This window comes from Chryseobacterium sp. 2TAF14 (assembly GCF_052115105.1).
Taxonomy (GTDB): Bacteria; Bacteroidota; Bacteroidia; order Flavobacteriales; family Weeksellaceae; genus Chryseobacterium.
In genome coordinates, this window is the sequence record NZ_JBFRGA010000119.1 from 1 (window position 1) to 10,755 (window position 10,755).

The window sequence follows — 10,755 nt, forward strand, 5'->3', positions numbered from 1 at the left end:
AAATAACACCTGCTGCAACTACAGGATAACCAAGCCGAAAAACTTTTATAATAGCAAAAAAAAGCTGAATTTTGAACTTTAAATAATAAATAAAAAAGAGCTCCGGAAATCAATTATACTTAGAAGGTAAGCAAAAAAAAACATCAAACATCATGGAAGAAAGAAATACATTAACGCAAAGAAAGGAGCTGAAGACCTACTTTGAAACAGGTAAGTATCCTACAGAAAACCAATTCGGGCGTYTCATCGATAATTATGTTCACTTAAATGAATTTAATTTCGGACTGGATGTAAAAGCAACAGGAATTGAGAACAAATACTATCATTTTTATGTAGCCGATGATTTCGGTGCAGCAACCAGAGGACACCTGAATATTGAAGATAAAGAAGAAAGCAGTCCGCAAAAAATAAAAGACTATACACATGTTTTAAGCCGCAATGTGGGTTATAAATGTTTACATGTGAAATTATCAAAGGAATTGGATATTGAAAAATATCAGCCTAAAATTATCATCAAACGTTATAAGCAGAGGAAAAGACTAAACAGCGGTCGTGTAAAAGAACCTGGTTTTTATAAGGAACTTCCCGGTGATGCAGAATCTTGGGGAAGACAGTCAGAATACGCCGTTACAGCAAATGAAATGGTTTTGGATATTAATCCGATCAACTATTTCAGACCCAGCTCAGATTACAGAGAGTTTTACCCGTCGGGAACGTTCAGCAGACCCGGCTCGTTTAAACATTCACTTTTTCACAGAAAACCATTTTCTCTCATTCAGATGTTTTTGGAAATTGATGTAAACGGAACCATATTAACGTCGAATCCTGTGAATATCAAGATCATTTTAGGATCGCGGGACGAGCAGGATTTGATCAACTATATTATAAACTAAAAAACACTGCCTCAATCGGGTAAGGTGATCCTTAAAGGGAATCCTTTTGCCCCTGAAATACCGGAATTTTTTGATGTGAAAACATGAAAATCTCATCCGGGAAAAAAATAATGGTTGTCAAACCGTTATTGCTTTCAGGAGCTGAAAACAATGCCGTGAAAACGGTTGATTGATTCTAAAAAGTAGGAACTCCGGTCAGAGAAAGACTTTCAAAAAAACAATTGCTTCGGCAGTTGGGTAAGGCTTTCCTATGCGAACAACTTTTCGGTTGAGGTAATTTTTTAGTGAAAAATAAATCAATATTTAGAGCCTTTTTAAATGTATTGGAAAAACGCAAAGACGCAAAATTTGATAAAAGTTCTCTGTTTTTAGTCGCAAGGAGAAAATCAAAGATTTTCTTTATAATGCTGATGATCAATTTTATCGAAGATAAAATCCTTGCGCCTTAAAGCGTACTAGATTTAAACGATTTTGCGCCTTTGCGAAAAACCAATCATGAAATTTCATATTTATTAATTTTTAGACAGGTTCTTAAAAATAAAAACTTTTTCTAAATAAACCAATCACACACCAGATATAAAATTAAAAGTAAATTAAAAAAAATGAAAAATGAGATGTTGCAAAGCTATTGAAAATCATAGGTGAGCAGCTTTCGGTTGGGTTTATTAAAATTAAACAGAGAATAAAGTAGAAACATCTTAAAGATGAATGACACTTTATTTAGCCCGATCGGGTAAGATGCTCTGAAGCGGGAACCCTTTTGCCCTTGAAATACCGGAATTTTCTGATGCGCGATCATTAGAATTTCTTCCGGGAAACAGAATGAAAGATTTTTCTTTTATTTTTTTCAAGAGTAGATTACAGCTCCGTGAAAACGGAAGATGATTCTTTAAAAAGTAGGAATTCCAGACAGGGAAAGACTTTCAGAAAACAATTGTTTCGGCAGCTGGGTAAGACTTTCTAAATATCAGCTACGTTTAGCTTAGTAACAAATCAATACATATTTTAAAAAAATTAACACTATTAAACAGGATTAATTTGCGCAGCAAAAAAGAGTAAATTTTTGAATTTTAAAAATAAAAAAAACTAAAAACCAATGCAACCAAACCAGATACAAAAATTATTTACTCACTTAGAAGAGGTTATTACATGGCGTATCAACAATCCTTCAGAAGATTTCAGCACAGAAGCACCAGAATTTAAAACTAATGACCATGAAGGCTTCAAACTGGGAGATTATATTTCCGAAAAAAAGCTTGATCATCCGGAAATTGTTATTCTTTTGATGGCTTTGTTGCCAAGATTAGATCCTTCGTTGCTGAAGCGTATTTATTTAGAGTTTCCGCAGAGTGCGCTGTTTGATTTTTGTGTAACTAATGATAACGGAAGGCTTTTTTACCCTACCATTCAGACTGTTCAGTATATTTTGGGCGGAGAAAGCATTTCGGAGCGATTGAAGGCATTAGATTATTTTAGTCCCAAGTCGGTTTTGGTTAAAGAAGAACTTATTGTTTTTTCAAATTCAGCCCATGAAAATACACTAGCAAATGGTTCAATAACCGTTCACCAGGAAGCTTTTAACATGATCATTTTCGGGGTTGAATTATTACCTAAAATGAGCAATGATTTTCCTGCCGAATTATTACAAACGCAGCGGTCGTGGAGTGATCTTATACTTCCTCCGATCACTTTAAACGAGCTTCAAAGCATTGAAGACTGGTACAACAGCAGCCATATTCTTATGGAAGACTGGGATATGCAGAAAAAACTTAAACCTGGTTTCAGGGTCTTGTTTTACGGAGAACCCGGAACCGGAAAAACGCTTGCAGCAAGCCTTTTAGGAAAATATACGAAGCGTCCTGTTTTCAGGGTAGATGTTTCTATGCTGGTCTCAAAATACATTGGGGAAACCGAAAAGCAATTGGCAAAATTATTTGACAAAGCAGAAAATAAAAACTGGATTTTATTTTTTGATGAAGCCGATGCTATTTTCGGAAAACGTACCTCAGTAAGAGACGCTCACGATAAATATGCCAACCAGGAAGTTTCTTATCTGCTGCAGCGTATAGAAACATTTTCAGGGCTTATTATTTTGGCTTCCAATTTTAAAAATAATATGGATAAAGCCTTTACAAGACGTTTCCATAGCTGGATAATATTCAGCGGCCTTATATTGTGCTGTCGGAGTAAACATAAAATTACAACCGACTTTAAAGAAAATAAAAAAGAAACGGAAAAAATAAAAGCTGATTMTGTACATATGCAAGACTCGAAATCTGCTCAAAATCTGTCTCTGGAAACATTGCTGAATGAAAAGCAGAATGAAACTGCGGGAGAAGTATTGATCAATGGGAAATCAGATTCATCCAATCCTTTTGTTTATCACAATATTGTCGGAAAAGATACTTTACAAAGCATTTCTATTACGGGAAATGCAGAATATTCCATCAATAATCATTATAAAAAGACCGATCATAAAAAATCTGAGGTAAGGAAAGAAGAGTTCACAAAAATTATCCAGGAACTGGCTCAGAATACTGTTTCAAAAGAAAAAACAAAAGAAGCTGAATCTGCCGTTTCTGAAGAGACAAAAAAAATAAAAGCCAACGGATTACAGGCAGGAACCTGGATTGTCGTTACCATCGTTTTGACCTTTTTAATATTCATCTTTTTCGCATATAAATATTTTAAAAAATGAAAACATCACAAAAAGGAATCGATTTAATCTTATCGTTTGAAGGCTTCAGTTCCAAACCTTATCTGGATTCTGCAGGAATTGCTACGATCGGCTACGGAAATACCTATTATCCGGGTGGTAAAAAAGTTACGCTGAAAGATCCTTCCATTAGCAAAGAAAGAGGAGCAGAGCTGTTTTCGGCTGTTTTACCGACGTATGAAAAAATTGTAAAAAATAAAATCAGGATTCAGCTTACGCAAAACCAATTTGATGCTCTTGTTTCGCATACGTACAATACAGGAGGATCTGACACTTTATTTTCTTTAATCAATAAAAAAGCAAACTCCGAAACCATCAAAGACTGGTTTACCTCAAGATATATTACTGCCGGTGGAAAAATTTTAAACGGTTTAATCCGGAGAAGAAAAGCCGAAGCCGACTTGTTTTTTGCAAAATAGCTTTTTTATATTTTCTAATAGCCTGTTTAAATTTATTGGAAAACGCAAAGATGCAAGATATGATAAAAGTTCTCTGTTTTTAAGACGCAAGGAGAATATCAATGATTTTCTTTTATAATGCTGATGATCAATTTTATCGAAGATAAAATCCTTGCGCCTTAAAGCGTATTATAGTTTAAACAATTTTGCGCCTTTGCGAAAAACCAATCATGAAACTCATATTTATTAATTTTTAAACAGGCTCTAAATCTTTTATAAAGATGAATGAAAATTAAGGGTTTTTAAAGTCACTTTTTGGTGAATTTAAACGAGTGGAATTTCAGATAAATAATTAAATCAAAATAATGAACAGATGATAAAAAAATGCAAACCTAAATAATTATGATAGTACCATTAACAACAATATTTAGCTGGTTTGAAAAGGGTGATATGCCCACAGAATATCAATTTCGGCAAACCTTTTCTTCATTCCGCCATCTAGATGATAAAATCGGGATGAATGAGGTGACAGGTCTTAACGAAGCTTTTCAAACAACGCTATCTACGACAGCTTTTACAAATCATCTGGAAAATGAAAATGCGCATCATCTGGTACTGGCAAAACTGAATGCGTCTAATCTTACCGATGCCAATGTAGAAGAATGGAAAGAAAAATTAAAAATAAGATTAGCAGCTACAATAGACGGAACTGAAGAAACCGGAAATGTCTATACAAAAGAGCAGATCACGGAAATTGTAAATGTAATTCAGGCAAAAGATGATGATATGCTTGAGCAGATTGCGAAAATCAACAAAATGCTGCTCTCTGATGATATCAAACTTGATGAGCTTCAGAAAATTGTAGACTATATCAAAGAAAACAGGGAGCAGATAGAATGGCTGAAAAGCGCTGTTGCAAGCAGTTCTGATGATAAAATCAACCTTGTCGGGATCTATTCAGACTGGGGTGCGGTATCTTATCAAAATCAGTTTAATGATCTGGTTTATGATAAAATTAAAAAAATCGAAAAAACAGCCAGTTCTGAAAAGATTAAATATGAAGAGAGGGTAAGAGGAGACTCACAGATACAGCACGATCTTGATACATTCAGCTTTGTAATTGATGCATACGACACCGTCACCATGTTTACAGTACCTCTTAAAGTAAGAAGAATAGACTCCAATAATATTGAAGTGCTGTTTGATTCAATACCCCCAAATATAATTCAGTTAACAATCAAAAAAATATAATTATGGACATTAAATACGCTTATTATCAAAGCTCGGTAGGATACAAAATAGAAGGAAAAACAGACAATGAGATTTTAACCGCAGGCGGCGGTACAAGATCTGTCAATTCTTTTTGGCATGATGGAAATTTTGATCCGTTAGATTATGTGCCCAAAACAAGAACTTTAACCATTAACGGTACAAGTTATGATTTGTCGGCAAACCGATCATTTACAACACCAGATACAATTACCCGTTTAAAAGGTGGTGCATCCGGTTCTTTTGTATCCGGCGATCTTACTCTTGCAGCAGGTTCCAACATGACAATCAATCAAACCGGAAGTACGATCACATTAGTTTCTACAGATACAACTTACACCGCTGGTAATGGTTTAACGTTAACCGGAACCTCATTTTCTTTACCGGTCACTGTTTCAGGTACAGGAAACGTAATTACAGGAGTTACTCAGACAGCAAACGGAATAACGGTGACTAAAGGAACTTTACCAACTTCAACAGATTTGGCTAATTATATACCGTTATCGCAAAAAGGAGCGGCAAACGGAGTGGCTGTTCTTGATGCATCAGGATTGGTTCCTGCATCTCAATTACCATCTTACGTGGATGATGTTTTAGAAGGATATTACAGAACTGCTGACGGAAAGTTTTATAAAGAAGCAGCATTTACTACTCTTATCACAGGAGAAACAGGGAAAATTTATGTATCTCTTGATACCAACAAAACGTATCGATGGACCGGAACAACGTTCGTTTATATTACTTCCGGAGCTGTAGATTCTGTCAATGGTTTAACGGGTGTTGTAGTTTTAAATAAAACGCACGTTGGTTTAAGTAATGTAGATAATACTGCAGATGCCGCGAAAAACGTTCTTTCTGCTACAAAATGGGCTGCAGCGCGTACGATTACGCTTTCAGGAGTTACTGCAACGGCTCAATCAATTGACGGTTCAGGAAACGTAGCAATTCCTATTACTGCTGTTCCGGCGACATTATTAACAGGTACTGCATCAATTAATACAACCGGATCGGCTGCAAAGCTGACGACGGCAAGAACAATTGCTGCTTCGGGTGATGCAACCTGGTCAGCAACTTTTGACGGTTCGGCAAACGTTTCTTCGGCGTTAACATTAGCTGCAACAGGAGTAGCTGCCGGAACTTACGATCAGGTAACAGTTGATGCCAAAGGTAGAGTAACTGCAGGAAGCAATACTTTAAGATCTTACACGACTGCAATTTCCGGAACTTCTACCGTAGCTCACAATTTAGGAACCAGAAATGTGGATGTTGCCATGTATGATACGGTAACATTCTACAAAATAGAAGGCAGGGTAAAATTGACCGATCCGAATAAAATAGATATTGAATTTGATTCTGCTTTACCTAATACTGTATCGATAACAGTAACCCGTAAAGATATTTAAGATGGATATAAAATACTCATATTATAACACCTCGAAAGGTTATAGAGTGATGGGCGGCACAGCCGCCCAATTTTTAAAGGCGGATGGTTCTGTAGATAACGCAACTTACTTATCACAAGCTGCTTTAAATTCTCAGTTAGGTAATTATCTCACCATCAATACTGCCCAAAAAATAGACTCTACCAAAACCGTAGGTTTTCAAAATACGCTATATTCCGGATGGGACAGATCATCGGTGGTTAATCCGCAGATGGGGCCAATCTCTTTACTTAACCTTGCATTGCAGGGAGCTTATCCTTTATATGGAGACGAAGAATTCAGATATGGAACTAATGGGATAGGAGTTTATAATAACTTGGGCAACGGCACAGTAACCATGACCAGAGAAGCAGCTTCTAATCTTCCGAACAGATCAGGAATGCAGTTGAGGTTTAATTATAACGGCAATGGTGCAGCCCCGAGTTTAGGCGGTTTTATATTAGGATTTAATGCCCGGTCTAATGCTGTGTTTATTCAAAAGTTTATGGCTAAACTTCCTGTAGGATATTCATTTAATAATGCTGAAAACTACATGGGAGATAATGCTTCTATTAATTGGTTAACATCAAGAGCCGGAACCGGAAAATGGGAAACCTATGTGAGAGCAGTGATGTGCGGAACCGGAACTGGTTTTAGCAGTGGAGGTCATGTATATGTACACGGTGCTGATGCTGCTGTAGAATTTTATCTGGCTTTTGCTGAAGTTTATGAAGTAAACAGCTCTGTGTTTTCCAGAATAAGAGAAGCATTTTATGTTAAGAATGAAACCATTCATTTTAATGGAGCTGTATCTGATCTAATTACTGTAGGAGATTCTTATACCCAGAAAAAATTATTATCTACATCGTGGGATGGTGCGAATGGCGATCAAATTCTTTTAAGGGTTCCGGGAAATCAAAACAATGGAGCGTATCTCAGATATTCTCAGAATGGGGCTTTAAGCGGAAATATAGGATTGTTGAGTTCAGATAATTTAAATGGAAATCAGATATTCAATCCTCAGGGAGATATTTTGTACCTGGGAAATTCATCTTTACCAAGTTTATCGCTTCAAACTACTACCAATGTGCATTTTAATTATCCTTCAGTTGGCAGTATTTATACATTTAATGTAAATGGAGTTTATTTAGATAGAAATATTAATTTTAATATTGATAATTCCGGAGTCAACTTCTTTGAAGGAGGTAAGATCTATAAAAAATCGGGTGGCGGAGTTTATATTAACAGAGGAACCAACGGGTTGGATCCCAGGATAGAAAATGCCGACGGATCTCAGTCGTGGATGATTTTGCATGAAGGAAATCATAATCCTTTTAAAAATTTAAGAAGCGGAGCTGTTTTAGAGGAAGTTTCAGAATCGGGAATTTACCGACAGGAAGGCCCTACATCCGGCTTTAGTTATACCACTACTTTAAATTTAAACTCTTCAGACGGAAGACAGCAGCTTACAATAGAGAGAACCGGAAAATCAATCAAATTCCGCGGAACTGCAACAGGTTCAGGGAATTCAGGCTGGTCGAGCTGGAAAGAAATTTATCATACAGGAAATTTCAACCCGGCAAATTATATTACGCAGTCTGTTTTAAACAGCCAGTTGAGCAATTATGCCACACTCAATGGGGCTCAGACTTTTACAAATACCAATACTTTTCTGCAAAGTCCGGTTATTCCGAACGGAACACTGGGAACGCATGCGGTGAACAAAAGTCAGATCGAATTAAGCACTCTTCCGGAAGGTGAAGGAGGGCAACAATTAAGCATTAGCGGAAATAATTCGGTAAAAGTTACCAACTTTTTTGTAACATCAAGAGACGGATCGAGAAATCCGGACGATATTGCTCCAAATTCTACCCCGAAAAGGGTCAGGTTTGATTTTGCCACTTCTACAAATGCCGGTTTAGGAGCCTCCGGAAATTATGCAGGGATAATGACCTTCTCGCCTTGGGACGGTACTGCTGCTTCCGGCGGAGACTCGTCTTATCAATTAGCATTTGCCAATCAGAGCGGGAGCAACGGTTCCGGTATTCCTATGCTGAAAATCAGGAAAGGAATTGACGGAAAATGGGCAAAATGGTATAAATTCTGGACCGATGCAGATTTTACCACAACAAACATTCAGCAATGGAATTATATAGCGCAGTTTGGGCTACAGCTCAATTTAGATTTTACTGTAAATACAGGATCAGGTCTGGTAATTGCAGACGGCTATTACGGAAATGATTCTGGTATAATTGACAATACGTATGAAAGATTTGTTTCCGGTAAACAAAATGAATATTACAAATACGGCTCTATTTACAATAATTTTGACGGGTTAAACTTCCACTGTGGCACTACTTTTTTCGGAATGGGGAGAGTATCAAATAAGGAAGATAAATTAACAGTCGAAGGATCTGTAAAAGCCAGCAAAAACTTTAAATCTGAAGAGGAAAGACCAGATACAATGTTTATTCCTGATGGCAGGTTAGCTAATCTCAGGGACGAAATTGTAAATGATGAAACCGAATATGCAATCAGGCTCGATCCGCACGAATATGAGATCGATAATTCCGGTAAGCTTGAATTAGACGATAGAAACAGGCTCATCCACATCATTGGAGAACAGGTGAAAATGATTGTGAATTTTAAAAAAATTCATCCTAAACAACAGATTGTTATTTATAATTTCGACAAATCGGGAAGTACAATGTCGGTGAGAATAGAAGACAAACCTATTTATGATATTAAACCGGGTTGTTTTATAAGAATGTACATTACAAGATTACGAAAAGTAATTATAGAAAGAGAGCAACCATGCGCGTTTGCCTGATAAATATTCTAAAAAAATTAAGGCTGAAAAAGTATTCCTGTAAATTATAACGTTTACAAAAGTTTAATGTTACAAAAAACCACAGTCAGAAAGCAAAAGTTTTCTGATTGTGGTTTTTTTTGTTTTAAATATAAAATCCGGGCTGGCTTTATCATTTTATTTTAACACTACAGAGAGCTTTACTATGAAAACAAGTAGTTATACTGAAATCATTTCCATTAATTTCCTATAAATTTGGTTATTAAACTAAATATTAAATATTGCGTATATGTGTTCTTTTTTTATGCGCTTTTTTAATTTTTTAAGTATATTTCACAATAATAATATTAATTTATTGTATCATACAAAAACTATAATCATGGAGACCAGAAACCATTACAAACGGGGCGCATTCCGAAAAGCCATATGAGTAGGAAATTAAAAAAATTACATTATGGATCAATTTCAATTAGGGGTGTCTTTAAAATTTTTAAAAAGAGAGCTTGCTTTAATTATTCAAAGCAATAAAATTAAGACTTCAGACAATAAAGATGTTACCGTCAAAGAATACCTGCTTATTCCGACTAAGCTTCCATCATCAGAAGATTCTGTAACATTTACTGAACTAAAAAGCGATTTTGATAAAATATTTGGTGCAGGTTCCGCAGATTCTAAGGAAGCTACAGATAAAATTGAAGCACAGTTGGATGAAAATAAGAGTAAAGGCAGCAGCTTTAACATCAATAATATTAAGTTTTATTTAAAAACGGCATATTTATACAAAAAAACATACTATACAAAAGAAGCAGATGAAAATAAAGAATGTGATAGTGCAGGAAAAATCATAACGGCTGATGCTGAGAAATCAAAATGGGAATATGCTTTATCAATTACAATTGACAGCACGGCATTCTTTTCAGAATTTAAGACAATGTCTATTAACTCAATCAGTTTTTCTATCTGGAATACAAACCGTGAAGTTGTGAAAAAAATGATGACTTTAGGATTAACCGACGATATCTTTAAGCAGTTAGAAGAACCCAGCAAATAAGCATGCCAAATATATTTCCGCTCCAGATAAATGCTTTGTATCTTAAGTCGCCTGAGCAGGTAATTGGTCAGGATATCCGTTTTGAAAATGTTCCGTGGATGAATGCGGATAAAGATGTATTCGAAAATCCGAATGTACCTTTAGAAACCAATTCTATTATCCCAAGACCTTTTTCTTATGATAATTCCGTTTATCTGG

The 10,755-nt window shown here is 35.8% G+C and carries 8 protein-coding genes; all 8 read left to right on the plus strand.

What is annotated here, in order from left to right:
• Nucleotides 1-152: 152 nt before the first annotated feature.
• Complete coding sequence (locus tag AB4Y90_RS12305) at nucleotides 153-893, plus strand: hypothetical protein (RefSeq protein ID WP_441557869.1); 741 nt, start codon at nucleotides 153-155, stop codon at nucleotides 891-893.
• A gap of 1,096 nt (nucleotides 894-1,989) precedes the next feature.
• Nucleotides 1,990-3,591: an ATP-binding protein gene (locus AB4Y90_RS12310; RefSeq protein WP_441557870.1), complete on the plus strand. Its 1,602-nt coding sequence runs from the start codon at nucleotides 1,990-1,992 to the stop codon at nucleotides 3,589-3,591.
• A complete protein-coding gene (locus AB4Y90_RS12315; protein WP_441557871.1) occupies nucleotides 3,588-4,028 on the plus strand; it encodes a lysozyme in 441 nt (146 codons plus the stop codon). The genes AB4Y90_RS12310 and AB4Y90_RS12315 overlap by 4 nt, the downstream gene beginning before the upstream one ends.
• A 381-nt stretch (nucleotides 4,029-4,409) precedes the next feature.
• The gene (locus AB4Y90_RS12320) at nucleotides 4,410-5,258 is read left to right on the plus strand and encodes a hypothetical protein (RefSeq protein ID WP_441557872.1); all 849 of its coding nucleotides are present in this window, start codon (nucleotides 4,410-4,412) and stop codon (nucleotides 5,256-5,258) included.
• Between the two features lie 2 nt (nucleotides 5,259-5,260).
• Nucleotides 5,261-6,679 (plus strand): hypothetical protein, encoded by a 1,419-nt coding sequence (locus AB4Y90_RS12325; RefSeq protein ID WP_441557873.1) that lies wholly within the window; start codon nucleotides 5,261-5,263, stop codon nucleotides 6,677-6,679.
• Between the two features lies 1 nt (nucleotide 6,680).
• Nucleotides 6,681-9,527, plus strand: a complete 2,847-nt coding sequence (locus AB4Y90_RS12330) for a hypothetical protein (RefSeq protein WP_441557874.1) — start codon at nucleotides 6,681-6,683, stop codon at nucleotides 9,525-9,527.
• Nucleotides 9,528-9,960: 433 nt separating this feature from the next.
• Nucleotides 9,961-10,557: a hypothetical protein gene (locus AB4Y90_RS12335; RefSeq protein WP_441557875.1), complete on the plus strand. Its 597-nt coding sequence runs from the start codon at nucleotides 9,961-9,963 to the stop codon at nucleotides 10,555-10,557.
• A 2-nt stretch (nucleotides 10,558-10,559) separates the two neighbouring features.
• On the plus strand, nucleotides 10,560-10,755 hold a 196-nt coding region (locus AB4Y90_RS12340), incomplete at its 3' end, for a hypothetical protein (protein ID WP_441557876.1).